25 protein-coding genes are annotated in these 22,153 nt (G+C 57.7%); 11 read left to right on the plus strand and 14 right to left on the minus strand.

All coding sequences use genetic code 11. The features are described 5' to 3' along the window. Window positions 1–15 precede the first annotated feature (15 nt). The gene (locus FQB27_RS15070) at window positions 16–855 is read left to right on the plus strand and encodes an HTD2 family dehydratase (RefSeq protein WP_169561899.1); all 840 of its coding nucleotides are present in this window, start codon (window positions 16–18) and stop codon (window positions 853–855) included. A 79-nt stretch (window positions 856–934) separates the two neighbouring features. Here the strand turns inward: FQB27_RS15070 and FQB27_RS15075 are convergent, their stop codons facing one another. The 3 genes from FQB27_RS15075 to FQB27_RS15085 form a co-directional block, all read right to left on the minus strand. Further along, complete coding sequence (locus tag FQB27_RS15075) at window positions 935–1,558, minus strand: copper chaperone PCu(A)C (protein WP_240953559.1); 624 nt, start codon at window positions 1,556–1,558, stop codon at window positions 935–937. Between the two features lie 17 nt (window positions 1,559–1,575). Beyond that, entirely contained in the window at window positions 1,576–2,184 is a 609-nt protein-coding gene (locus FQB27_RS15080; RefSeq protein ID WP_169561901.1) for an SCO family protein, read from the minus strand. Window positions 2,185–2,281: 97 nt separating this feature from the next. Beyond that, a complete protein-coding gene (locus tag FQB27_RS15085) occupies window positions 2,282–2,776 on the minus strand; it encodes a DUF2946 family protein (protein WP_169561902.1) in 495 nt (164 codons plus the stop codon). A gap of 200 nt (window positions 2,777–2,976) precedes the next feature. Between FQB27_RS15085 and FQB27_RS15090 the strand changes: the two genes are divergently transcribed. From FQB27_RS15090 to FQB27_RS15105, 4 genes are read left to right on the plus strand one after another with little or no spacing between them, the layout of a single operon-like run. Beyond that, entirely contained in the window at window positions 2,977–3,927 is a 951-nt protein-coding gene (locus FQB27_RS15090; protein ID WP_169561903.1) for an ABC transporter permease, read from the plus strand. After that, a complete protein-coding gene (locus FQB27_RS15095) occupies window positions 3,924–4,775 on the plus strand; it encodes an ABC transporter permease (RefSeq protein WP_169561904.1) in 852 nt (283 codons plus the stop codon). The genes FQB27_RS15090 and FQB27_RS15095 overlap by 4 nt, the downstream gene beginning before the upstream one ends. Before the next feature lies 1 nt (window position 4,776). Next, window positions 4,777–5,772 carry an ABC transporter ATP-binding protein gene (locus tag FQB27_RS15100; protein WP_169561905.1) on the plus strand — a complete coding sequence of 332 codons (996 nt, stop codon included), beginning with the start codon at window positions 4,777–4,779 and terminating at the stop codon, window positions 5,770–5,772. Beyond that, window positions 5,769–6,764, plus strand: coding sequence for an ABC transporter ATP-binding protein (locus tag FQB27_RS15105; RefSeq protein WP_169561906.1), 996 nt, complete (start codon window positions 5,769–5,771; stop codon window positions 6,762–6,764). The genes FQB27_RS15100 and FQB27_RS15105 overlap by 4 nt, the downstream gene beginning before the upstream one ends. Before the next feature lie 53 nt (window positions 6,765–6,817). Here FQB27_RS15105 and msrB read toward each other — a convergent pair whose 3' ends face one another. After that, on the minus strand, window positions 6,818–7,219 hold the full coding sequence (gene msrB, locus FQB27_RS15110; RefSeq protein ID WP_169562074.1) for a peptide-methionine (R)-S-oxide reductase MsrB: 402 nt from the start codon (window positions 7,217–7,219) through the stop codon (window positions 6,818–6,820). Between the two features lie 128 nt (window positions 7,220–7,347). Between msrB and FQB27_RS15115 the strand changes: the two genes are divergently transcribed. Then, window positions 7,348–7,722, plus strand: a complete 375-nt coding sequence (locus tag FQB27_RS15115; RefSeq protein ID WP_169561907.1) for a DUF2794 domain-containing protein — start codon at window positions 7,348–7,350, stop codon at window positions 7,720–7,722. 11 nt (window positions 7,723–7,733) lie between these two features. Here FQB27_RS15115 and FQB27_RS15120 read toward each other — a convergent pair whose 3' ends face one another. The 5 genes from FQB27_RS15120 to FQB27_RS15140 all read right to left on the minus strand — a co-directional run bounded on the left by FQB27_RS15120 (window position 7,734) and on the right by FQB27_RS15140 (window position 14,734). Continuing rightward, a complete protein-coding gene (locus FQB27_RS15120; RefSeq protein WP_169561908.1) occupies window positions 7,734–9,053 on the minus strand; it encodes a tetratricopeptide repeat protein in 1,320 nt (439 codons plus the stop codon). 8 nt (window positions 9,054–9,061) lie between these two features. Continuing rightward, entirely contained in the window at window positions 9,062–10,522 is a 1,461-nt protein-coding gene (locus tag FQB27_RS15125) for a M81 family metallopeptidase (protein ID WP_206374717.1), read from the minus strand. A 168-nt stretch (window positions 10,523–10,690) separates the two neighbouring features. Then, on the minus strand, window positions 10,691–11,398 hold the full coding sequence (locus FQB27_RS15130; protein WP_169561910.1) for a Bax inhibitor-1/YccA family protein: 708 nt from the start codon (window positions 11,396–11,398) through the stop codon (window positions 10,691–10,693). A 76-nt stretch (window positions 11,399–11,474) separates the two neighbouring features. Further along, window positions 11,475–14,042: an ABC transporter permease gene (locus FQB27_RS15135; protein WP_169561911.1), complete on the minus strand. Its 2,568-nt coding sequence runs from the start codon at window positions 14,040–14,042 to the stop codon at window positions 11,475–11,477. Beyond that, window positions 14,039–14,734 carry an ABC transporter ATP-binding protein gene (locus tag FQB27_RS15140; RefSeq protein WP_284347914.1) on the minus strand — a complete coding sequence of 232 codons (696 nt, stop codon included), beginning with the start codon at window positions 14,732–14,734 and terminating at the stop codon, window positions 14,039–14,041. Before FQB27_RS15140 ends, FQB27_RS15135 begins: the two co-directional genes overlap by 4 nt. Window positions 14,735–14,744: 10 nt before the next feature. Here FQB27_RS15140 and FQB27_RS15145 point away from each other — a divergent pair, with 10 nt between their 5' ends. Genes FQB27_RS15145 through thpR form a run of 3 tightly spaced genes read left to right on the plus strand, consistent with a single transcriptional unit; the run spans window position 14,745 to window position 17,073 of the window. Further along, window positions 14,745–15,434: an arylesterase gene (locus tag FQB27_RS15145; RefSeq protein WP_169561913.1), complete on the plus strand. Its 690-nt coding sequence runs from the start codon at window positions 14,745–14,747 to the stop codon at window positions 15,432–15,434. Window positions 15,435–15,453: 19 nt separating this feature from the next. Further along, window positions 15,454–16,497: an NADP(H)-dependent aldo-keto reductase gene (locus tag FQB27_RS15150; protein WP_169561914.1), complete on the plus strand. Its 1,044-nt coding sequence runs from the start codon at window positions 15,454–15,456 to the stop codon at window positions 16,495–16,497. Window positions 16,498–16,512: 15 nt separating this feature from the next. After that, window positions 16,513–17,073, plus strand: a complete 561-nt coding sequence (gene thpR / locus FQB27_RS15155) for an RNA 2',3'-cyclic phosphodiesterase (RefSeq protein ID WP_169561915.1) — start codon at window positions 16,513–16,515, stop codon at window positions 17,071–17,073. Here thpR and FQB27_RS15160 read toward each other — a convergent pair. Both FQB27_RS15160 and FQB27_RS15165 read right to left on the minus strand, forming a co-directional pair. Beyond that, on the minus strand, window positions 17,070–17,957 hold the full coding sequence (locus FQB27_RS15160) for a spermine/spermidine synthase domain-containing protein (RefSeq protein ID WP_169561916.1): 888 nt from the start codon (window positions 17,955–17,957) through the stop codon (window positions 17,070–17,072). The genes thpR and FQB27_RS15160 overlap by 4 nt on opposite strands. Before the next feature lie 15 nt (window positions 17,958–17,972). Then, a complete protein-coding gene (locus FQB27_RS15165) occupies window positions 17,973–18,446 on the minus strand; it encodes a low molecular weight protein-tyrosine-phosphatase (protein ID WP_169561917.1) in 474 nt (157 codons plus the stop codon). 95 nt (window positions 18,447–18,541) lie between these two features. On the opposite strand from FQB27_RS15165, the gene FQB27_RS15170 reads away from it, so the two are divergent. After that, on the plus strand, window positions 18,542–18,835 hold the full coding sequence (locus FQB27_RS15170; protein ID WP_169561918.1) for a 4a-hydroxytetrahydrobiopterin dehydratase: 294 nt from the start codon (window positions 18,542–18,544) through the stop codon (window positions 18,833–18,835). A 27-nt stretch (window positions 18,836–18,862) separates the two neighbouring features. On the opposite strand, the gene FQB27_RS15175 is transcribed toward FQB27_RS15170, so the two are convergent. Continuing rightward, window positions 18,863–19,624 (minus strand): 3-hydroxyacyl-CoA dehydrogenase, encoded by a 762-nt coding sequence (locus FQB27_RS15175; RefSeq protein ID WP_169561919.1) that lies wholly within the window; start codon window positions 19,622–19,624, stop codon window positions 18,863–18,865. Window positions 19,625–19,741: 117 nt separating this feature from the next. Here FQB27_RS15175 and FQB27_RS15180 point away from each other — a divergent pair, with 117 nt between their 5' ends. Continuing rightward, the gene (locus tag FQB27_RS15180; RefSeq protein WP_169561920.1) at window positions 19,742–20,125 is read left to right on the plus strand and encodes a YkvA family protein; all 384 of its coding nucleotides are present in this window, start codon (window positions 19,742–19,744) and stop codon (window positions 20,123–20,125) included. Between the two features lie 4 nt (window positions 20,126–20,129). Here the strand turns inward: FQB27_RS15180 and FQB27_RS15185 are convergent, their stop codons facing one another. Both FQB27_RS15185 and FQB27_RS15190 read right to left on the minus strand, forming a co-directional pair. Beyond that, a complete protein-coding gene (locus tag FQB27_RS15185) occupies window positions 20,130–21,065 on the minus strand; it encodes a DMT family transporter (protein ID WP_169561921.1) in 936 nt (311 codons plus the stop codon). Continuing rightward, window positions 21,062–21,952 carry a DMT family transporter gene (locus FQB27_RS15190; RefSeq protein ID WP_169561922.1) on the minus strand — a complete coding sequence of 297 codons (891 nt, stop codon included), beginning with the start codon at window positions 21,950–21,952 and terminating at the stop codon, window positions 21,062–21,064. The genes FQB27_RS15185 and FQB27_RS15190 overlap by 4 nt, the downstream gene beginning before the upstream one ends. Window positions 21,953–22,153 lie beyond the last annotated feature (201 nt).

A 22,153-nucleotide genomic window follows, 5' to 3' on the forward strand; every position in this document is an offset into this window, starting at 1 on the left:
AAAGCAAACGATAAAATGACAGACAATCGAAAACCACTCGAAAACTGGATCGGCAAAAGCGAAAGCCGCGAAGAAATCATCCATCAACAGGCTCTGGATGGTTTTGCGGCCCTCATGGATCAGGAAGGGCCTGCCCCGGCAAGTGTTCCCCCCGGCGGCCACTGGTTCTATTTCCTGCCGACAACCCGGCAATCCAACCTTGCCGAGGACGGTCACAGCTACAAGGGCGGGTTCCTGCCGCCCGTCTCCCTGCCCCGCCGCATGTGGGCGGGAGGCAGGCTCCGCTTTGATACGCCCCTGACGGTTGGGGATTGCGTCACAAAGACATCAACGATCAAGTCCGTGGCGGAAAAACAGGGCCGCACCGGAAAACTGGTCTTTGTCACCGTGGAACATGCCCTGACCAGTTCTGCCGGTCAGCATATCACCGAAGAACATGACATCGTCTATCGGGACGCCGCCCAGCCAGACGCACCGCAGAAGGCCCCGGAACAGGCCCCGACAGACGAACACTGGTCGGAAACCATCACCCCGGACCCGGTCATGCTGTTTCGCTATTCCGCGCTGACCTATAATGGGCATCGCATTCACTATGACCTGAAATATGTCACCGAGGTAGAGGGATATCCCGGCCTGATCGTGCATGGCCCGCTGATCGGCACACTGCTGATGAAACTGGCAACCGAACGGATGGGTGGCCGCCCGCTCAAGACCTTCGCGTTTCGGAACGTCAACCCGATCTATGATACGGGTCCGTTCATGCTCTGCGGAAAGCAGATCGATGACAATACGGCGGAAATCTGGGCGCGGGGTCCGGCAGGGGAACTGGCCGTCAAGGCGACCGCCACGTTCTGATCCTCTGCAGCAAGGTAATCTGCCGAAAGTAGGACAGCAGAAAAGAAGGAGAGGCGCAACCGCCTCTCCCCGTCAGGCATCAGTTGGAATGCTGCTTCTGCATCTCGCCCTGCCCCATATGTCCCTTATCGGTTCCCATATGCGGCATTGTGCCCCCACCCATGGTACCGTCTTGATTCAACGAGCCGCCATGGTTCATGGAGCCACCCTGATTCATTGAGCCATGGGGCATGTTTTTCATGGCCCCGGCAGCACGAACCTGTACGGTCACTTGCTTGTCGCCGGCATGTTCGAAGGTCAGAGTCAGGGGAAATGTCTTGCCTTCCTCCATCGTCTCTTTCAGCCCCATGAACATGACATGCAGTCCGCCCGGCCTCAGGGCGACTGTCTGCCCTGCCGGAACCGGGATGCCGTCCTTGACCTCCATCATCTTCATCATGCCGTCTTGCATTTCCACGGTATGAAGTTCGGTTCTGTCCGCAACGGGAGACTGCGCCCCGATCAGGCGATCATCCGTCTTGCCGTTGTTAATCAGGGTCACATAAGCCCCGCCAACCTTTGCAGAAGCCGGTCGGGAACGGGCCCACGCATCCTCTGCTGTCAGTTGGGACGTTTCCCCGGCGGCAAAGGCAGGGGTGTGAAGGCTGGACATCATGGCGACGCCAGCCAGTGCCGATACGGCAATCATCTTGACGAAATTCATCGTTTTCACTTTCTGTTTCAAAGTTGTTCTCGAATGACTTTCGCCATTTCCTCGGCGGTGGTGCCATAGGAGAAAACAGTGGACAGCGAACCATCCCTACCCATCAGGTAGGTAAAGGATGTGTGATCGACCAGATAATATTCCTTGTCTTCGCTGTTTGCTTTCTGACCATAGGCACGATACTGCTTTTTCACCTGTGTGATCTGCTCGGGGGTTCCGGTCAGACCGACAATGGCAGGGTGAAAGGCAGCCACAAATTCACGCACCACATCCACGCTGTCCCGCTCCGGGTCCACCGTGATAAAGACAGGCGTTACCTGATCCGCGTCCTCTCCCAGAAGGTCCAGGGTCTGGACAAAGGTCTGCATTTCAGTGGGGCAGACATCCGGACAGAAGGTATACCCGAAAAAGACCAGCATCATCTTGCCCTGAAAGTCCTTGTCGGTGACAGTTTCACCCTTGTGGTTCACCAGCTCGAACGGGCCACCGATCTGCGGTGCCCCGGCGATAATACCGGAGCGGGACTTCTGACCCGGCCCCGAAAGAACGCCGGTAAAGACCAACGCGGCGATTGTCAGCCCGACAATAACAAGCAGGGCAACGGCATATGCAAAAACCTTATTCATGGTTTCACCTGTTTAAAATTTCCGGCCAGACCGGAAATGGATATGGAAATGACGAAAGACCGCCTGCGGACAGGCGGGTAATGGGATAGGCAGTCTGTCAGAGAACCGGAGGAGCCCGTGTTTCAGGCCAGAACCGGGGCGGCCCTTCCCGCAGGGAAGGCGGGGAATATGGCCCCTGCAGGGGGCCGCTTGCCACCTCAAAGGGAACCGTTTCTGCAACCCGGGACAGCGCCGCAACCTGAACGGCGCCAAACTGGCAAACCGGACAATCCGGGCAGGCATCGCACAGCATCCCGGCGCCGGTCTCCGCCGCCGCGTCAGCGTCAGGGGTGACAACCGGCACCTCCATGCGCACCACCTTGATACCGCCGCCCGTACAAACCTCAACCAACGCACTGCCGGTATCGGCCATGGCCAGCGAACTATGGGTAACGGGAACCAGAAAATTGAGGAAAACGGCAATCAGGGCAAAAAACAGGCGGATCGGCCCGATACGGTTTCCCGTCAACCCGGATCGCGTGTGTCCCTTGTGGAACAGTATTGATCTGATGCCGCTCATGATGGAAAAATAGGCCACTCGCCGGGGCTTCACAAGGCATTTTGCGGCAAAACACCACCTCTGGTCGTTTTCACCTGAATTGCCCTGAAAAATAGGATACACTGATAGATCATTCAATTCATATTGCCATGTACGAGAATGATTGACTACAAACAATATGCTGGATAGTGTGTGATCATAATTTAATAAGAAACTGGCCTTTGGCCTAATATAATTACCAGTCTGACAGATTTATGAGTGTTTTTTTTGCAAAACGGTTCCTGACACTGCTGGCAACCCTTGTGGGTGCGTCAGTGGTCATCTTTACCGTCATGGAAATCCTGCCGGGCGATCCGGCGCTGGTCATTCTTGGCGTCGATGCGTCCGAGGATGCCATTCAGGCCCTGACAAAAGAGCTGGGCCTCGACAAATCGGCGGTTGAACGCTATTTCGGCTGGATCTTCGGCCTCCTGCAAGGAGAGCTGGGCAACAGCTATGCCTATAAGGTTCCGGTCTGGGAACTGGTTGAAGGTGCCCTGAAGATCACCGTCCCGCTGGCGATCATGTCCATGATTCTGAGCGTGACCCTGGCCCTTGTCATCGGATTGTACGCTGCGGCCAATCACAACAAGACCAGCGACATCACCCTGATGGGGTTCAGCCAGCTTGGGATTTCCGTCCCGAACTTCTGGCTTGCCGTCCTGCTGATCATTTTCTTTGCGGTCAATTTGCGCTGGCTGCCACCGGGCGGTTTCCCCGGATGGGAAGCCGGTTTCTGGGCCTGCTTCAAGGCGCTTTTGCTGCCGGCCATTGCCCTTGCAACCGTTCAGGGCGCCATCCTTGCCCGGATCACGCGCTCCTCTGTTCTGGAAGTGTATCGTGAGGATTATGTCAGGACAGCCCGCGCCAAGGGCCTCAGCCGCCGGGCAACCCTGTGGCTGCATGTTCTTCGGAACGCCATGATCCCGGTTCTGACCGTCATGGGATTGCAATTTGCAAACCTGCTGGCCGGAACCGTTGTCATCGAGAATGTTTTCCATCTGCCCGGCCTTGGCTCCACGGTCCTGAAAGCCATCAACAACCGCGATACCATCGTAGTGGAAAATGTGGTTCTGATGCTGGCAGGTATGGTCGTGGTGACAAACTTTGTCGTTGACCTTCTCTATGCTGTTATCGACCCGCGCCTGAAGGCCCATGATCTATGAGTAATACTGCGTCGAATTCCTTTATTTCCCGCTGTGCCAAAAGCCGGAGCTTTGTCATTGGCGGAACCATCACCGGGTTTTTGCTGGTCTGTGCCATTGTGTCCCTGTTCTGGACGCCGGGTACGGTCTATGACATCGTCATCAAGGACCGGTTCCTGACCCCGTCCGCAGATCACCTGCTGGGCACCGACCAGTTCGGCCGGGATGTCCTGTCCATGCTGATGACCGGCACCCAGAATTCCATCACGGTCGGGATTGTTGCCGTGTCCATCGGTCTGTTTGCCGGCGTTGGCCTTGGCCTTCTTGCCGCTGCCCGCAAGGGCTGGACCGAAGAATTGATCATGCGGCTCAGCGACTTTTCCTTCGCCTTTCCGGCGATCCTGTCCGCCATCATGATCACGGCCATTCTGGGGCCGGGGGGCGTGAACTCGATCATTGCCATTGGCATCTATAACATCCCGGTCTTCGCCCGGTTGACACGGGGCTCCGCCAATGCGATCTGGGCCCGTGAATATGTCATGGCCGCCCGGGCCTCCGGAAAGAACAAGCTCAGCATCACCCTTGAACATGTGCTTCCGAACATCCTCTCGATCATTATCGTGCAGGCGACCATCCAATTCGCCCTCGCCATTCTGGCAGAGGCTGCCCTGTCCTATCTTGGACTGGGAACCCAGCCGCCGCACCCATCCTGGGGCCGCATGCTGAACGAAGCCCAGACACTTATGTTCCTTCACCCGATGCAGGCTGTCTATCCCGGTGCCGCCATTGCCCTTGCGGTCTTCGGATTGAACCTTCTGGGGGATGGACTGCGGGATATTCTTGATCCGCGCCTGAGCAGGAAGCGCTAGAATGACTTTGCTTACCGTAAACAACCTGAACGTAAATCTTCAGACAGCTTCCGGCCCTGCGCGTGCGGTCCGGGACCTGAACCTGACGCTGGAAAAGGGCCAGACCCTTGGTATCGTCGGGGAAAGCGGCTGCGGCAAATCCATGACGGCACTGGCCCTGATGGGGCTGCTGCCGGAGAATGCCACAACAGAGGGCAGTATCCTCCTGAACGGGGAAAACCTGCTGGAAAAATCCGAGCGGGAGCTTTGCACCATTCGCGGCAACCGCATGGCCATGATCTTTCAGGAACCCATGACGTCCCTGAACCCGGTTCATACGGTGGGCCGTCAGGTTATGGAACCGCTGCGTCTTCATAAACGGCTGTCAAAGGCCGAGGCTTTCGAGCAGGCCATTCGCCTGCTGGACCGGGTCGGCATTCCCAACCCGGAAGAGCGGATTTACAACTATCCCCACCAGCTTTCCGGCGGCCAGCGCCAACGGGTGATGATCGCCCTTGCCCTGTCCTGTTCACCGGACATCCTGATCGCGGACGAGCCAACCACTGCGCTTGACGTGACAATCCAGGATCAGATTCTGGAATTGATCCAGACACTGGTGGCCGAAGAAGGCATGTCGCTGGTTCTCATTTCCCACGACCTTGGCGTCATTGCCGAAAATACGGAAAAGGTTGTGGTCATGTATGGCGGAACCGTGGTGGAAAGCGGCTCGACCGAGCAGATCTTCTCACAATTGACCCACCCTTATACCCAAGGGTTGTTCGCGGCCATGCCCAAACTGGGTCTGGGGCGAAAGGGTCGCCTGACGACAATTCCGGGCACTGTTCCCGATCTGGTCAATCTGCCAAAGGGCTGTACCTTCACAGACCGGTGCCCGCTGGCCACCGACATCTGCCGGAATACCCCGCCCCCCCGATCAGAGCTTGGCCCCCATCATCAGGTCCTCTGTCATCATCTTGAGCAGGCCATCGAGGCACGCTCGCGGGAGCTTTATACATGACCAAGACAGTTCTCGAAGTCACCGATCTGGTTCGCCATTATCCGCTGCCGAAAGAAAGCCTGACGGCACCGCCGCGCTATGTCTATGCTCTGAACGGGGTCAGCTTCTCCATTGAAGAGGGTAAAAGTTTCGGCATCGTCGGGGAAAGCGGCTGCGGAAAATCCACCCTGGCCCGCAATGTCATGGCGCTTGAATCAACAGATTCCGGTTCCGTGAAAATCATGGGCAAAGAGGTTGTCGGTCTGTCCTTCAACGAATTACGGCCGCACCGTCAGCATTTCCAGATGGTGTTTCAGGACCCTTACGGCTCGCTTGACCCGCACCACACCGTTGGCCGCATCGTCGCCGAACCACTGGCTGCCCTCGGGCGCCTGTCCCGTCAGGAAAAAGACGAACGGGTGGCCGAGGTTCTGACCTCGGTCGGCTTGAAGGCAACGGATGTCAGCAAGTATCCCCACGAATTTTCCGGCGGACAGCGGCAGCGTATCGCCATTGCCCGCGCCCTGATCACCCGTCCGTCCCTGATTGTCGCCGATGAACCGGTGTCCGCCCTTGACGTGTCGGTTCAGGCGCAGGTTCTCAACCTGCTGCGGGACCTGCAGGATGACTTTGGCGTCACCTATATGTTCATCAGTCACGATCTGGCGGTTGTGGAATATCTCTGTGACGAGGTTGCCGTGATGTATCTCGGCTCCATCGTGGAAAAGGGCAAGACCGAGGACCTGTTTGCACGGCCGGCGCATCCCTATACCCGCATTCTGCTGGACGCGGTTCCGCAGCCGGCGGCGGGCAAGAAACGGGATCGCATCCGCCTCAGCGGCTCCGTCACCGGTCAGACGGAACGAAGGGTCGGGTGCGCCTTCCGCGATCGCTGCCCCATGGCAACGGACAAATGTGCCGAAGAAACCCCCGCCCTCCGGCAGGTGGAAGACGGCGGCCATTTTGCCGCCTGTCACTATTCCGAGGAAATGATCCAGCGCGCCACGGCCTAGAAACCGAAAGCGCGTGACGACAAGGGGCCGCCGCCCCGATGGCAAGGGCGGCCCTAGTCTTCCTGTTTCCTGAAATCGAGCGCCGCCGAATTCAGGCAGTATCTCAAGCCCGTCGGTTGCGGGCCATCCGGGAAAACATGCCCAAGATGCGCATCACAGGCATTACAGATCACCTCTGTCCGTTTCATGAACAGGCTTCGATCCTCGACCTCGCCGACCTTTTCAGGGGCAAGGGGCTGCCAGAAACTGGGCCAGCCTGTCCCGGAATCATACTTGGTCTCGGACGAGAATAACGGCTCCCCGCAACAGATACAGGCATAGACACCCGCTTCCTTGTTGTCATGATAGACTCCGGTAAAAGCCCGCTCGGTCCCTTTCTTCCGCGTCACCTTGAATTGTTCCGGCGTCAGTTGCGCCTTCCATTCCGCGTCACTCTTGTTCACTTTTTCCGCCATTTCAGTCCCTTTCCGCATTCTTTTTGTCCATAGGGATCATATATAGAATAGTAGTGCGATTGCCATGTCACAATACTTGACCTTGGACGCCAGATAGGAAACACTTATTCCAAAAGGCGGGAGTTTGAATGAGCGAGGTAGTCAGTTTCGACGAACACGTGTCCGCCCGGTCGGTGCAGAAAGCCAGACCGGGACAAACGCCCCTCCCTGTTTTCTTCGACAGAATTGAACTCAGCCAGATTCTTCAGGTCTACGGCCAGATGGTTGCCAAGGCAGAATGGCGTGATTATGCCATTGGGCATGACCGGCATTCCTGTGTCTTTGCCATCTATCACCGCACCACGGAAAAGCCTGTCTACCGTATTGCGAAAGAGCCGAAACTCGCCAACCGTCAGGGGGCCTTTTCAGTTCTCAGCCAAAACGGGCGCATCCTGAAACGGGGGAAAACCCTGTCTCAGGTGCTGAAAGTCTTCGATAAAAAACGGCTTCAATCGATCGACTGACGCCCTCGCCCTCAGGAAAGTGCCGCCTGCGTTTGCGCATTCCGCAGCAACGACTGGTCCAGCTTCACCGGTGCCCGGAAGGCCACACGCTGCTCCAACAGCGGCAGCACTTCATCAAAATGCTTCTTTTTGATCAGGCTGTGGATCCAGACCTGTTCAAACAGGTCCCGCTGGGCGTGACTGCCGCCGATCTTCTGCATTTGGGCACGGGCCGATCCCAACGCGGACAGGGTGCCGCCATAATCACCCCGCGCATAGGCCACAAAGGCCTCGGTTGCCGGCAGGGCCACTTCCTGCCACGCGATACGGATCAGGGCGGGTGCCCCTTCCGCCCGGCGCTTCATGCCCTCCATCAGGGTTGCCAGCGCCTCCATCTTGCCGCCTCGCGCCAAGGCGAAGGCATATTGCATATCCAGAAAAGGCTGGTCATTGACGAAGGTGCGAGCGGCCACATGATCGGCCACATCGGCCCATCGGTCCCCCACATCCACACCGGCCAGTTCCAACCGCCACAGCAGCGAAATGGCGTTGATCTGGTCCTGACTGAATGTTTTGTCCCGGCCCCACACATGTTTGTCATACAGGGACAGGGCGGCACTGAAATCCTCGCTTTCAAGATGGAAAAGCGCAAGATGCCACCAGTTATGGGTATACATGAAGGAATTGCAGTCTTCCCATTCGCCGCTTAAGGCTTCCATCCAGCGAATACCGTCGTCCAGCCGCCCTTGCGTGATCATCACATGGGCCACCGCATGATGCGCCCAAGGCTCCCGGCGCTGCATGTCCGTCGCCCGGCGCGCCTCTTCCTCGGCTTCGGAAAGGCGGCTCATCTGCTCAAGGCCGAACGCCCTCATGCCGTGGGCATAGGCCGTATCGCGATGGGCATCCATCACCTGATCGGCCAGCCACAACATGCCGTCATCATCGCCAAGATTGAAGTAATGGGTCTGGCCGATCTTGGCCGACAGCAGGTCTTGCGGATATTGTTCCGCCAGGGTCCGGTGCAGTTTCAGGGCCTTTGCAATATCCCCGTCCTGCATGGCCAAAAGGGCACCGACCAGAAGCTGTTCCCGCTCTGTCCCCTGACCGGCGGCGTCCCGCGCCCGTGCAAAATACCGGCCAGCGATATCCAGCCGGTCCGGTGTTTCGATAAACAGGCCCAGCAACCCGGCCAGCGCCGCCACAACGGCGCAGTCCGGATCATTGTCCGATGCAGGAAATACAGCCCCAAAGTCCGTTCCATATCCGATCAGGCTTTCTGTAAATCGATCAATGGCATCGATTGTTTCTGCGGATGTGGTTGTTACCCTGTTGCCGTATAAATCCTGCATTCCCGTCCTCACGCCTCGTTGATCAGATCCAGCGGATAGATTGGACGACGAACATTCTTGTAGTCCAGCAAATTATTGTCGGAGGTGGTAACCCCCTTGCCGTCCAGTGTCAGGGTCGCCTTGCCAATCGGGGCAAATCCGGCCCGGTAATGGATCCGGCTTTTCAGGACCAGATAGCGCTTGTGCTGGGGCTGGATCCCGACAGAGGTAAACACACCAATGTCCCATGGCTCGTGATGGTTGGACACGATCACGATTTCCATATTGCCCGTATCCAGAACCGCAGTCGGGCCCATAAAGACGTTGACGCCCGTATACATGGGGCCATGTACTGTCCATTCCCCGTTGGTCAGAACCTTGACCGTCCCGGTGACCTCAAGCGGCTCCCCGACCTCGCCAATTGACGGCATGTCGGATTTTCCGCCCAGCTTCAGGGTGATCTTGCTGCCGATGCCGGCCTTCTGCATTTCCTGAACGGCTGCCGGGTCCCATACGGCGGCCACGGCCACATCCTCAAGGTCCTGACGCAGGATTTCCGCAATAACGGTCATCACATCCTGCGTTGCACCGGACCCACAGTTGTCCGCATGATCCAGCAGAATGACCGGACCATCGGTCATGGTTTTTGCTTCGGCAACCCGCTCTTCCAGCGGAGAGTGTTTATAGATGAAATCCTCGCGAAGTTCCCACGCCTTGGCAAGAATGCGGTCGCGGATACGATCCGCCTGTGCGCGGTCGCCGTCTGTCACGATAATCACGGAGTTGCCGGAATCTTTCATATCCGCAAGGGCAAAGCCGCCAAACGCGGTCGCGGCAAGCACGCCGGGTTCCTGTTCGGCTTCACGGCAAAGGCGGATCAGGGTGGCCATCGGCTCATCATCCGTTCCCTGACACAGGGTCTGGCTGAGAAGCGGGACATTGCCCCATGACATGACCGGATCAACCTTGCCTTCCATGCTGTCGAGCAGGGCCCGGCCGATCTGCATCCCCACCTCGTACATATCCACATGGGGGTATGTCTTGTAGCCGATCAGGGTGGTGCAGTTGCTGACCATCTTGTCTGTCAGGTTACAGTGCAGATCAAGGGTCACGGCAATCGGCAGGTCCGGGTCGATCTCGCGAATACGCTCCAGCAATGTGCCTTCCCCGTCCGGCGTGACCTCGGACACCATGGCCCCGTGCAAATCCAGCATGGCGCAATCCACGCCTTCGCGCACCGCGTCCAGAATGGGGTTCACCAGATTGTTATAGGCTTCCGTGGTGACCATGCCGGCGGGCATGGCCTCGGCGGCGACCGGGGTCACAATTTCCGCGCCCCGTTCCCGCGCCAGATCGATATAGGCGCCCATGGGCATGGCAGTCCCTTCATAGGCCTTTAATGCATCTTCCCCAAGATGGGCCCCCCAATCCTGAAACCGCTTCCAATCTGCCACCACCGGAGAAAAAGTGTTGGTTTCATGTTTCATCATTGCAATGAGAATCCGCATTACCCGTGTCTTTCTTCTTTTTAAAAGTAGTTTGTTTTCAAACTATCTTATCATTCCCGAATGCAATGTGAACCCATATTCGATATTGCGGCAAACAACAAAAAAAGCCCGGCGCGACGGCCGGGCTTTTTTCTGGAAATTTTGTCTTTCCTATTCGCGGTTGCCAAGCAGGCTCAGCAGCATCATGAACAGGTTGAGGAAGTTGAGGTACAGGGAAACCGCACCGAAGATGGCGCCGCGTTCCAGAACTTCCTGATCGTGACCGTGGTAATATTCAGACTTGATCCGCTGGGTATCAAACGCGGTCAGGCCTGTGAAGATCAGCACACCCAGAACAGACACAACGAAGTGCATCATTTCGGACTGCATGAAAATATTTACCACAGAGGCGATGATAATGCCGAACAGGCCCATCATCAGGAAAGATCCCATGCCGGTCAGGTCACGCTTGGTGGTGTAGCCGAACAGGCTCATGGTTCCAAAGGTGGCCGCCGTGATGAAGAACACCCGGACAATGCTTTCGGATGTATAGACCTGGAAAATCCAGGAAATGGAAACACCAAAGGTGGCGACCATGACCCAGTACAGGACTTTCAGCGTGGAATTGCTTGCCCGGCTCATGGCGAACAGCAGGCCAAGCGGTGCCAGCATGACAACCCAGTGCAGGGGTGTTCCGAAAACAAGGTTAAAGAACGCCGGAGAGCTTGCAGTGAACGCAGCAACAGCCCCGCTCAATGCCAGACCGGATGCCATGTAGTTGTAAACTTTCAGCATATGGGCGCGAAGGCCCTCATCCAGAACGGCCTGATCAACAGTACCTGCTCTGGCGGTATTCAATCTCGAGAAATCGGTTGCCATTATTCCTACCCTAAAGGTTCTATATTTGAACTACATATTGGAGAAAAAGAGTTAAATTTCAAGGGAAATCGGTGAATTAGTCCGATCGGAGTACCGGGGCCGTCTTTTCCCCCAAGGCCCGCCATGATCCATACATCCCGAAAAGAAGCGTCACCGTCACGCTGACAAGAATTGTCCCGGCCACTGTCCCCGGCAAATGGGTCCATTTGGCATCCAGGATTTCCGTGATCACCACCCATGCCGCGACCCACCCGGCCGCCACCGCAATCAGGGACGTCACCAACCCGATCAGGGCATATTCGATCAGGAAGGTCTTGAAGATATCCCGCCGTGTGGCCCCCAGAACTTTCAGGATCACCGCATCATAGACCCGCTTCCTGTGGCCTGCGGCAAAGGCCCCGGCCAGCACGAAAACACCCGCCACCAGCGTGATGGACGCTGTTGCTGTCACGGCTGACGACAGTTGCTCCAGAATGCGGGAGACGGTTTGCAAGGCCTCCTTCATGCGGACCACCGAGATATTGGAAAACTGCCCGGTGATGGTCCTGAACAGCTCTGCTTCTGATTCCCCGTCCGCCTTGGCCGTAGCCAGATGGCTGTGCGGGGCCGCTGTCAGGGTTCCCGCATCGAAGACGATCACGAAATTGATGGCCAGCGTTGACCAGTCGATTTCCCGCAGGTTGGCGATTTCACCGGTAATCTCGCGGCCCATCACATTAACCGTCAGGGTATCGCCGATATCCAGCCCCATGCCACGGGCCGCATCCTGATCCAGACTGATCAGTGGCTTGCCCTGATAATCCTCCGGCCACCATTCCCCCTTTACCACAATGGCATTGACCGGCTTGGTCCGGGAATAGGTCAGGCCCCGGTCCCCGCGCAGCACCCATTTCACATCGGATGCCACCGCGACCTCTGCCGCCGGGACGCCATTGACCCGGACAATCCGGCCCCGCAGGTTCGGCACATGATTAATGTCACTGATCCCCTTCAGGCTGCTGGCGGTTTCAACGAAACTGTCCAACTGGTCATTCTGGATATCGATAAAGAAAAAGGCCGGTGCATTTTCAGGAAGCTGGTCCTGCACCTGTGCCCGCAGGTTGCCCTCGATCAGGGCCACCGTGACAAACAGCGTCAGCCCGAGGCCCAGTGACAGAACCACACTGGCCGTCGCCGCGCCCGGCCGGTGCAAGTTGGCAATGGCCAGCCGCAAATAGGGAATGCGGGAGCGCGGCACCTGACGCGCCACGAACTGAACCAGATACCCAACCCCGAATAACAGGGCAAAAATCCCGAGCGCCGCCGCCACGAACCCGATGGCAAAGATTTTTTCTTCAGCGGTTACAATGGCCAGTCCGATCAGAAAGGCCAAGGCCAGCCCCATCATCACCAGATAGGCAGGGCGCGGCCAGCGATGGCGGGAAAACGCATCCCGGAACAGGGAGGCTGCCGGTGTTTCCCGCGCCCGGGCCAACGGCCAGATCGCAAACAGGCTAGCCGTCAGTAATCCATAGGTCATGGCCAGCGCCAACGGCTGCCATTGCAGGGTCACCACCGCCGGGACGGGCAAGGCCTGCGCCAGAAATTTCGAGGCTACAAACGCCCCGCCAAGGCCAAGCAGAACCCCGATCAGGGAGCCCATGAAGGCGAGCATCAATACCTGCAGGAAATGCATCCTGAAAATGAAACGGCTGCTGGCCCCAAGACATTTCAACGTAGCGATGGAGGGGATCTTGCCATCCAGATAGGCGCGGATCGCATTGCCCACACCAACACCGCCCACAATCAGCGCGGTCAAACCGACCAGCGTCAGGAACAACGCCACCCGGTCCACGAACCGCTTGATGCCCGGCGCACCGTTGGACGAATCCGTAATCCGCCACCCTGCATCCGGCAGGGCGGTCATCACCTGCCCGCGAAAGTCAGCGATGGATGTTCCCTCGTTCAGGTCAAGGCGGTAGTGAAAGCGGATCAGGCTGCCCGGCTGGATCAGTCCCGTCTGTTTCAGGGCTTCGGTCGAGATAATGACCCGAGGCCCCAGCGCCATGCCCTGACTGGCCTTGTCCGGTTCAGACTGGATGATACCGCGCACGGTCACTTCCAACCCGCCAATACGCAGCTTGTCGCCCACCGCCAGTTTCAATCGGTCCAGAAGCGTGCCTTCAACCAGCGCCCCGAACGGTCCGCCTTCCGGCCCCAGCACCCCCTGAAGCATCTTGCCGTCCACCGTCTGTCCGTCCACATTCAAGCTGCCAAACAGGGGATAAACACCGTCAACCGCCTTCAGTTCCGTCAGGACCCTTGAGGGGTTATCAACCGCATGGGCCATGGCCCGCAGCATCTGCATGTCACTGACGGTTCCCTGCCGGGTGATCCAATCATATTCTTCCGGGCTTGCCGGGCGGGAGGTCAGGCGCAAATCCACATCACCGCCCAGAATGACCCGCCCGTTGGCCTGCAATCCGGCATTGATGGAGCTGGACAGGGTCCCGACCCCGGCAATGGCCGCCACCCCCAGAATGAGGCAGGCGATAAAGATGCGGAACCCTTTCAAACCGCCGCGCAAATCCCGGAGGGCATATTTCAGGGCCAGCGACAAGGGCTCTCCGGTCGGGCCGACACTGTCAACATTCCGGGCGATCATTCTGCATCCGCCATGGCTGTATCGAACACCCGGCCATCCTCGACCCGGACCACCCGGTCGCAGCGGGCAGCCAGTTGTTCGTCATGTGTAATCAACAGCATGGTAGTGTTGCTGGCGTCATGCTGTGCAAATAACAGATCCACAATCAAGTCACCGGTTGCCCCGTCCAGATTCCCGGTTGGCTCGTCCGCCAACAGGATTTTCGGCTGTGTACACATGGCCCGTGCCAACGCGACCCGTTGCTGTTCGCCGCCGGAAAGTTGCGATGGATAATGGGTGGCCCGGCCTTCCAGACCGACTTCCCGCAATTTTTCCCCGGCCCGGTCGAACGCGTTGGGAACCCCGGACAATTCCAGCGGAATGGCCACATTCTCAAGCGCTGTCATGGTTGGCACCAGATGAAAGGATTGGAAAACAATACCCACATTGTCCCGCCGAAAGCGGGCCAGATCATCCTCGCTCATGCTGTCCAGCCGCTGTCCGGCAACCGTTACCGACCCCTTTGTCGGTTTTTCAAGCCCGGCCAGAACGGACATCATGGTGGACTTTCCGGACCCGGACGGGCCGACAATTCCGACAGCCTCGCCCTCCTGAACCGTCAAATCAATTCCGCGAAGGATATTGACAGGCCCGGCTTCAGACTTAAGTGTGAGAAAGATATTTTCCAGTTGAACGATCGGCGAATGAGGCACGGTTATCCCAATGTCTAGATTTGTGAATGATTCTTTCGCATATGGCAAATTTGCCGTGTTTTTCAATGCCATGATTGTGGCACTGGCCCTTTTTGTTACCACATCTACGGCCAAAGGTCAGGACAGTATCCGGATTGTTGCCATTGGTGACAGCCTGACCGCCGGATATGGCCTGCCCCCGGGAGAGGCCTTTCCCGTTCAACTTCAGGAGGCACTGCGGCAGAAGAGCCTGAACGTGACGGTAGAGAATGCCGGCGTTTCCGGGGACACCAGCACCGGCGGCCTGCAACGTCTGGATTGGGCGCTGGCGGGCGGGGCCGATTTTGTCATTCTGGAACTGGGGGCGAATGATGCACTTCGCGGGATCGAACCGGAAGTCACCCGGCAGAATCTCAGCGCCATCATTGAAAAACTGCAGGCGCGGAACCTGCCGGTTCTGTTGACCGGCATGAAGGCGCCGCCCAACATGGGGCCTGAATACGGGGCCGAATTTGACAGCCTGTTTCCCGCCCTCGCCGACAAATATGACATTCCCCTTTACCCCTTCTTTCTGGACGGGGTAGCGGCGGACCTCTCGCTCAATCAGGAAGACGGCATTCACCCCAACCGCGAAGGGGTGAGCATCATCGTTGAAAAAATACTGCCATTCGTTGTGTCTTTCCTTCAGAATGAACGCAACACGCAACTCTCCAAACAGTAATCAGATTACAGGAAGAAAAATGGAATACAGGAAACTGGGCCGGACCGGTCTGGATGTGAGTGTCATTTGTCTTGGCACCATGACGTGGGGCGAACAGAACACGGAAAGCGAAGCCCACGAACAGCTTGATTTCGCCTTGGACAAGGGCGTGAACTTCATTGATACAGCCGAACTGTACCCTGTCCCGCCCAAGGCGGAAACACAGGGCCGCACGGAACAGTATATCGGCACATGGCTGAAAGCCCGCGGACGCCGCGACGACGTGATCCTTGCCACCAAGGCCGTTGGCCCTTCTGATGCCACCTATTTCCGCGCCAGCGGCGAAACACCGCGCCTCAATGCCAAGCAGCTTAAAATCGCGGTGGATACCAGCCTGCAACGCCTGCAAACAGACTATATCGACCTCTACCAGTTGCACTGGCCGGAACGCAGCACCAACTTCTTCGGCAAGCTCGGCTACACCCATGCCGAGGAGGAGGACACAACCGATCTTCTGGAAACCCTGCAGGCGCTAGGCGACATTGTGAAGTCGGGCAAGGTACGCCATGTGGGCCTGTCCAACGAAACCGCGTGGGGCACCATGCGCTATCTGCAACTGGCGGAACAACACGGCCTGCCGCGGATGGTGTCCGTGCAGAACCCCTACAGCCTGCTGAACCGATCCTATGAAGTGGGTCTGGCAGAGGTTTCCATTCGCGAGGATTGCGGCCTGCTGGCCTACTCACCGCTGGCCATGGGCATGCTGAGCGGGAAATACCTGAACGGCCAGATGCCGGAAGGCTCGCGCTTTTCCCTGTTCACCCGCTTCCAGCGCTATACCTCGCAAACGGCGCATGACATCACGGCGCAATATGTGGCGCTGGCCCGCGAGGCTGGCCTTGACCCGGCCCAGATGGCACTGGCCTATGTGAATTCCCGGCGCTTTGTCACCGCGAATATCATCGGTGCAACAAATCTGACCCAATTGGAAGCCAATATCGGCAGTATTGACATTGAGCTTTCAGAGGACATTCTCAACAAGATGGAAGAAATCCACAACCAGCATCCCTACCCCTGCCCCTGAGGACAGGAGACAGACATGCGCCTTTTCGTTGCCTTGGGACTATCCGACACCGTCAAGCAACAGGTGGCCGCCCTGAAACGGGGGGTCCCCGAGGCGCGCTGGATTCCGGAAGACAACGATCATGTCACCCTCGCCTTCATTGGCGAGGTGGACAGCCCCCGCATGATGGATATCGGATTGGCTCTCGGCCGGATACACCATCCGGCCTTTGAGCTTTCCATTGAAGGGGTCGGGGTCTTTGGCAGCACCCGCCATCCCCGCGTTCTTTGGGCGGGCGTGAAAAAGAACGACAGCCTGTCCCGGCTCAACCGGAAAATCATCAAGGCCGTTGAAGAAGCGGGCATCAAGCTGGAAGAGCGCAGCTATCGCCCGCATATCACACTGGCCCGCGTCCACAATTCCCCGTACGAGCGGGTCCGGCGGTTCCTGACCGATCAGGCCCTGTTCAGGATACCACCCTTTCAGGTGGACCATTTCTCGCTTTACTCAAGCCATCTGGCCCATACGGGGGCCATCTATCACGAGGAAATGACCTTCGACCTGGCCCCCGACCCTGCGGCGGACGATACGCCCTAGAAACCCAGGTTGGTTTTCCACCATGTAGGCAGGGCAAAGGACCCTGTATGCAGGGCCGGGTTATAGTGACGGCCCACATGTTCCTTCACCGGGCGGGAATAGTCATGCCCGTCCTTGCTGTACAGGAAGAAGCCGAACTCGGCGGCCGGGTAAAGCTGAACGATGGACCGGTAGCCCGATACATGCGGCAGCAGTTTCCGGTTCTGCATGATGGAGACCAGGTTCTGGTCCTTGTCACCGCACAGTTCCTGCAGGAAATAGGCCCGGTCCTTGCCGACAAAGATGCTGTCGCTGTCCAGCACCACCCCGTCATCCGTGATACAGGCCGAGAAATTCTCGCAGAATTCTTCTGTAAAAACGGTTGAGGACGGCCCGACTGGCTCACTCAGGTCCAGCACGATCAGGTCGAATTTGTCGCCGGCGGCACGGGCCTTCCGCATGTAATCGGCGGCGTCCCCGATCACCAGTTCCGCCCGCGGATCATCATAATCCCCGTTGATGCCCAGATACTGTTTTGACAGTTCAACAACCCGCTCGTCGATCTCGACCATCACAACACGGGTCACGAAATCATGTTTCAGGACCTCGCGCAGGATACCGCCGTCGCCGCCGCCCACAATCAGGACACTGGCCTCGCGCCGCTCCCGACCCAGCAGCGGAACGTGAACCGCCATTTCGTGATACATGAACTCATCCGCCTCGGAAGCCTGCACCAGCCCGTCAAGGGTCAGGACACGGCCAAAGGTTTCATGCTCGAATATCTCGATTTTCTGGAACGGGCTTTGCTCTTCATGCAGCTTTTTCATATCCAGCGCATGGGTAAAGGCAACGCCCTCGGTTTCTTCATGCCACCAGTTACGGCTGACTTCGCTGATTTTTGTCATGTTTTGAAAATATCACTAAAGGTTGTGGGTTGATCGAATATGGTCAAGCAATCCCCGTGCGGCCGGCAGCAACAGCTCGAACACCGCCTCGTAATCGGACAGGTCCCCGTAATAGGGGTCCGGGATTTCACCATCCGCCGCGTCACTGAAATCCAGCATCAGCGAGACATGCCCCGCGTGGCTTTCGGGACGCAGGCGATGCAGGTTGGCAAGATTGCTGTTATCCATGCCAAGGATATAGTCGAAATCCGCGAAATCGCGCGTGGTTACCTGACGGGCCCGAAGATCCGCCATGGCGATCCCATACCGGCCCGCAACCTGCTGGGCGCGGGGATCGGGCGGATTGCCGATATGCCATGCACCGGTCCCCGCAGAATCGGTCCCGATCTGACCCTCAAGGCCTTCGCGGGCGACAAGATCCCGAAACACCGCCTCCGCCGAGGGGGAGCGGCATATATTTCCAAGACAGACAAAAAGAACGCGAACCATGGCATTTTCCGACACGGGGTTTTCCTATGGCAACATATACCCCTATATTCACCGGGCGCGAAGCAGAAATCAGGCAGGAAAAGGGATCGGGACCCATGAGCGGAAAATTGACGGATCAGGAGATGGCGGAAAAACTGGCGACCCTGACAGGCTGGACACCGGTAGAGGGACGCAGCGCCATTCACAGGACCTTTACCTTCAAGACCTTCAATCAGGCCTTTGGCTTTATGACCCGGGTTGCCCTGAAGGCCGAGGCCATGAACCATCACCCTGAATGGTTCAACGTCTATAACCGGGTTGAGGTCACCCTCAGCACCCATGATGCGGGCGGGGTCACGGACAAGGACATCACCCTCGCCGCCTTCATGGACAAGGCAGGCGGCGCCTGACCGGCACCGCCCCCGTTTGAAGCAGGCTTATTTCGGCGCCATGCGAATGGCACCATCAAGACGGATCACTTCCCCGTTCAGCATCTGGTTCTCGACAATATGACAGGCCAGCGCCGCATATTCGGACGGATCGCCAAGACGGCTCGGGAACGGAACGCTGGCGCCCAGTGAATCCTGTACTTCCTGCGGCAGACCCAGCAGAAGCGGCGTCTTGAACAGGCCCGGTGCAATGGTCATGACCCGCACACCGACGCTGGACAGGTCACGGGCAATCGGCAGAGTCATGCCGACGATACCGCCCTTGGACGCCGCATAGGCGGCCTGACCGATCTGCCCGTCATAGGCCGCAACAGAAGCCGTATTGATGCAAACGCCGCGCTCGCCGCTTTCCATGGGGTCCATTTTCGACATGTCATCCGCCGCCCGGCGAATGCAGTTGAAGGTGCCGATCAGGTTGACGTTGATCACCTGCTGAAACTTGTCGAGCGGGTGCATTCCCTTGCTGGAGACCGTTTTCGCCGCCGGACCAATGCCGGCGCAGTTGACCAGAATACGGGCCGGGCCGTGGGCCGCACGGGCCGCTTCAAACGCCGCCTCGACGGACGCATCATCGGCCACGTTGACCGGAACCGCAACACCGCCGATTTCACTGGCAACGGCCTTGGCGGCTTCCTCGTTCATATCAAAGATGGCAACCTTTGCCCCGGCTGCCGCCAGTTTGCGAGCTGTCGCCTGACCCAGACCGGAAGCACCGCCCGTTACGATGGCAGCTTTTGACGCGATATCCATTTCTCTCTCCAACGCATGTTATTCTTTATTAACCGATGCTTCTGAATACACGCTGCGATGAAAAAAGAAAAGGCAGGGATATTGCAATCCTTCCGGATCGGGGACATATACAGGAGCATGCAACAGGATGATGAAAAAATGGCGGCGTTTGACGCGGAAAAGATGCAGCAGGACAAGAAACTTGTCATGCGGGATTTCGCGCAGAAACTGCGGGGCAATCTGGGCAAGATCCCCTTCGCCGAGGATGTGACCGCCAGCTTCTATTGCGCCATGGATTCGAAAAGCCCAGCCTTTGTGAAAGCGGTTCTTTTCGGCGCACTGGCCTATTTCATCCTGCCGACCGATGTCATCCCCGACTTTATCGCCGGTCTTGGCTTTACCGATGATGCCAGCGTCCTTGCCGCCGCCATGGCAACCGTTCAGAAAAACATTCGTGATGAGCACCGGGACAAGGCGCGCAGCTTCCTGAACAAGGAAAAGGAAACCGCCGGGGCGGATTGATCCGTCAGCTATCCAGCGGTGTTGAATCCCCTGTCGGCTTTTTCCGAAGAGCGGCCTCTCGCTGCATGATATACAGGCTGGAACTGATGATGATCCCCGCCCCGACAATCATCCACGGGCCCGGAACCTCGCTAAAAATCACAAAACCGAGGATGCCTGAGAAAATCAGCCGGATATAGTCGAACGGGGCGACAACCGTTGCTTCCCCCGCGGCAAAAGCCCGGATCATGCAAAAATTCCCGCAGGAGCCCACCGCCGCCGTTACCAGCAGGATCAGCAACTGTTCCGTTGTCGGGGGCACCCAGACATACAGGGCCGGGACAAGCGCGATGAGGGAACTGATCACCCCGAAATAGAACATCATGGTGGTCGGCGCCTCGGTCCGGCTCAGCTTTTTCAGGAATACAGAAACCAGCGCCACCATCATTGCACCGAACAGGGCCACCCCGGACGCCAGCCCCATTTCCAGATTGGCCTGCACCATGACCATGACACCGCAGAACCCCACCGCCGTCGCCAGCCAGCGCCGCCAGCGAACCTTTTCGCCCAGAAACAGAACGGCCAGCAGGATCAGGAACAGCGGTTTTGTAAAATTCAGGGCCACCGCATCCGCCAGCGGCAGTTGGGTGATGGCGTAGAAACTGCACAGCATGGCCGTCACCCCGACAAGGGAGCGGGCAAGATGCAACTTGAAAACCCGTGTTTTCAGGGGCCGGATGCCGCCCCGCAAGGCAAAAGGCAAGACCACGATCAGCCCGATAAAGGCCCTCAGGAAACCGATCTGGAAACTGTCCAGTTCCTGCCCCAGATGCTTGATCCCCACACTCATGAAGGAGAACAGCAGCGCCCCCAGCAACATCCATAACGCACCCTTCCCATTGTCCGGTATCTGTTCCCAATAGGACAACCATGAATGACGAAGGGTACGGATGGCGATCACGACTGGGGGCCTGCCTTTGCCTGAGCCTTGATGGTACCTTCCAGATCCGCCCGGCGGCGTTCCGATGCCGTTCGGGCCTCCCGATAGGCGATATAGACTGCCGAGACGAAAATCACCGCCGCCCCGATCCAGACGAACATGTCCGGCTGCTGCGAGAAGAACATGAAACCGATCACCGCGGCAAAAACCAGACGGAAGAAATCAAACGGCATCACATAGGTCGCATCCGCAAGGGAGAACGCCCGTGTGAACATCAGATGCCCAAGCGTGGCACAAACACCCATGCCGACCACATAATACATCTGTTCCAAGGTTGGAGTTTGCCACACGAACAGGGCGGGCACCAGCGACATGGGGATGATCAGGATCTGGGTCCAGGCCACAATGGCCGGTGAACTTTCCGTCGCCGACAGCTTTTTCACACAGGTAACCGAACAGGCCATGGTCGCCGCAGAGATAATCGCCGCATAGGTCCCCGGATTAAGTTCAATGGCGCCCGGCCGCAGGATAATCATGGCCCCGGCAAAGCCCACCAGAATGGCGATCCAGCGGCGCAGGCGGACAACCTCTTTCAGGAAGATAATCGCTAGCAGGGTCCCGAAGATCGGGGCGGTAAAGTTGAGCGCCACCGCCTCGGCCAGCGGCACCACTGTTACCGCATAGAACCACGACAGCATGGACACAAAGCCGAAGAAACTGCGGATCGAGAACAGCCCGAAACGCTGGGTCTTCAGCCCCTTGCCGCCGGTACGGATAAACCACGGGGCCAGCGCCACCAACCCGGCCAGGTTCCGCAGAAGCACAATTTCGAAGACATGCATGCCCGTATTGGACAGTCCCTTGATCAAGCCACCAAGGACAGCCAGAAAAAAGCATGCTGCAGTCATTAAAAGAGCCGCCTGAACGGCGGCTGGAGCCCGGGAGAAGGGCCCGAGCATCGATCTGATAGTTGTCATGCCGCCATATTAGTTCGCATGCTTACAAATTGGAACAAGCAATATGCACCAAACCACTTTTCCCGATCAAAAATGGAAATTGTACCTATTTCCGTATGGGTCCGCCCAAAAAGAAAGGGCCGCCAACGGCGA

Source organism: Sneathiella chinensis (assembly GCF_012720115.1).
Classification (GTDB): domain Bacteria; phylum Pseudomonadota; class Alphaproteobacteria; order Sneathiellales; family Sneathiellaceae; genus Sneathiella; species Sneathiella chinensis.

Bases quoted from the DNA above. Each gene is read 5' to 3' on its own strand.
- FQB27_RS15150 (WP_169561914.1), top strand. From the start codon at position 15,454: ATGGAATACAGGAAACTGGGCCGGACCGGTCTGGATGTGAGTGTCATT.
- FQB27_RS15095 (WP_169561904.1), top strand. From the start codon at position 3,924: ATGAGTAATACTGCGTCGAATTCCTTTATTTCCCGCTGTGCCAAAAGC.
- FQB27_RS15100 (WP_169561905.1), top strand. From the start codon at position 4,777: ATGACTTTGCTTACCGTAAACAACCTGAACGTAAATCTTCAGACAGCT.
- FQB27_RS15105 (WP_169561906.1), top strand. From the start codon at position 5,769: ATGACCAAGACAGTTCTCGAAGTCACCGATCTGGTTCGCCATTATCCG.
- FQB27_RS15125 (WP_206374717.1), bottom strand. From the start codon at position 10,522: ATGATGAAACATGAAACCAACACTTTTTCTCCGGTGGTGGCAGATTGG.
- FQB27_RS15090 (WP_169561903.1), top strand. From the start codon at position 2,977: ATGAGTGTTTTTTTTGCAAAACGGTTCCTGACACTGCTGGCAACCCTT.
- FQB27_RS15160 (WP_169561916.1), bottom strand. From the start codon at position 17,957: ATGACAAAAATCAGCGAAGTCAGCCGTAACTGGTGGCATGAAGAAACC.
- FQB27_RS15080 (WP_169561901.1), bottom strand. From the start codon at position 2,184: ATGAATAAGGTTTTTGCATATGCCGTTGCCCTGCTTGTTATTGTCGGG.
- FQB27_RS15130 (WP_169561910.1), bottom strand. From the start codon at position 11,398: ATGGCAACCGATTTCTCGAGATTGAATACCGCCAGAGCAGGTACTGTT.
- FQB27_RS15075 (WP_240953559.1), bottom strand. From the start codon at position 1,558: ATGAATTTCGTCAAGATGATTGCCGTATCGGCACTGGCTGGCGTCGCC.
- FQB27_RS15145 (WP_169561913.1), top strand. From the start codon at position 14,745: ATGTCTAGATTTGTGAATGATTCTTTCGCATATGGCAAATTTGCCGTG.
- FQB27_RS15120 (WP_169561908.1), bottom strand. From the start codon at position 9,053: ATGCAGGATTTATACGGCAACAGGGTAACAACCACATCCGCAGAAACA.
- thpR (WP_169561915.1), top strand. From the start codon at position 16,513: ATGCGCCTTTTCGTTGCCTTGGGACTATCCGACACCGTCAAGCAACAG.
- msrB (WP_169562074.1), bottom strand. From the start codon at position 7,219: ATGGCGGAAAAAGTGAACAAGAGTGACGCGGAATGGAAGGCGCAACTG.
- FQB27_RS15070 (WP_169561899.1), top strand. From the start codon at position 16: ATGACAGACAATCGAAAACCACTCGAAAACTGGATCGGCAAAAGCGAA.
- FQB27_RS15180 (WP_169561920.1), top strand. From the start codon at position 19,742: ATGCAACAGGATGATGAAAAAATGGCGGCGTTTGACGCGGAAAAGATG.
- FQB27_RS15175 (WP_169561919.1), bottom strand. From the start codon at position 19,624: ATGGATATCGCGTCAAAAGCTGCCATCGTAACGGGCGGTGCTTCCGGT.
- FQB27_RS15190 (WP_169561922.1), bottom strand. From the start codon at position 21,952: ATGACTGCAGCATGCTTTTTTCTGGCTGTCCTTGGTGGCTTGATCAAG.
- FQB27_RS15170 (WP_169561918.1), top strand. From the start codon at position 18,542: ATGAGCGGAAAATTGACGGATCAGGAGATGGCGGAAAAACTGGCGACC.
- FQB27_RS15135 (WP_169561911.1), bottom strand. From the start codon at position 14,042: ATGATCGCCCGGAATGTTGACAGTGTCGGCCCGACCGGAGAGCCCTTG.
- FQB27_RS15165 (WP_169561917.1), bottom strand. From the start codon at position 18,446: ATGGTTCGCGTTCTTTTTGTCTGTCTTGGAAATATATGCCGCTCCCCC.
- FQB27_RS15115 (WP_169561907.1), top strand. From the start codon at position 7,348: ATGAGCGAGGTAGTCAGTTTCGACGAACACGTGTCCGCCCGGTCGGTG.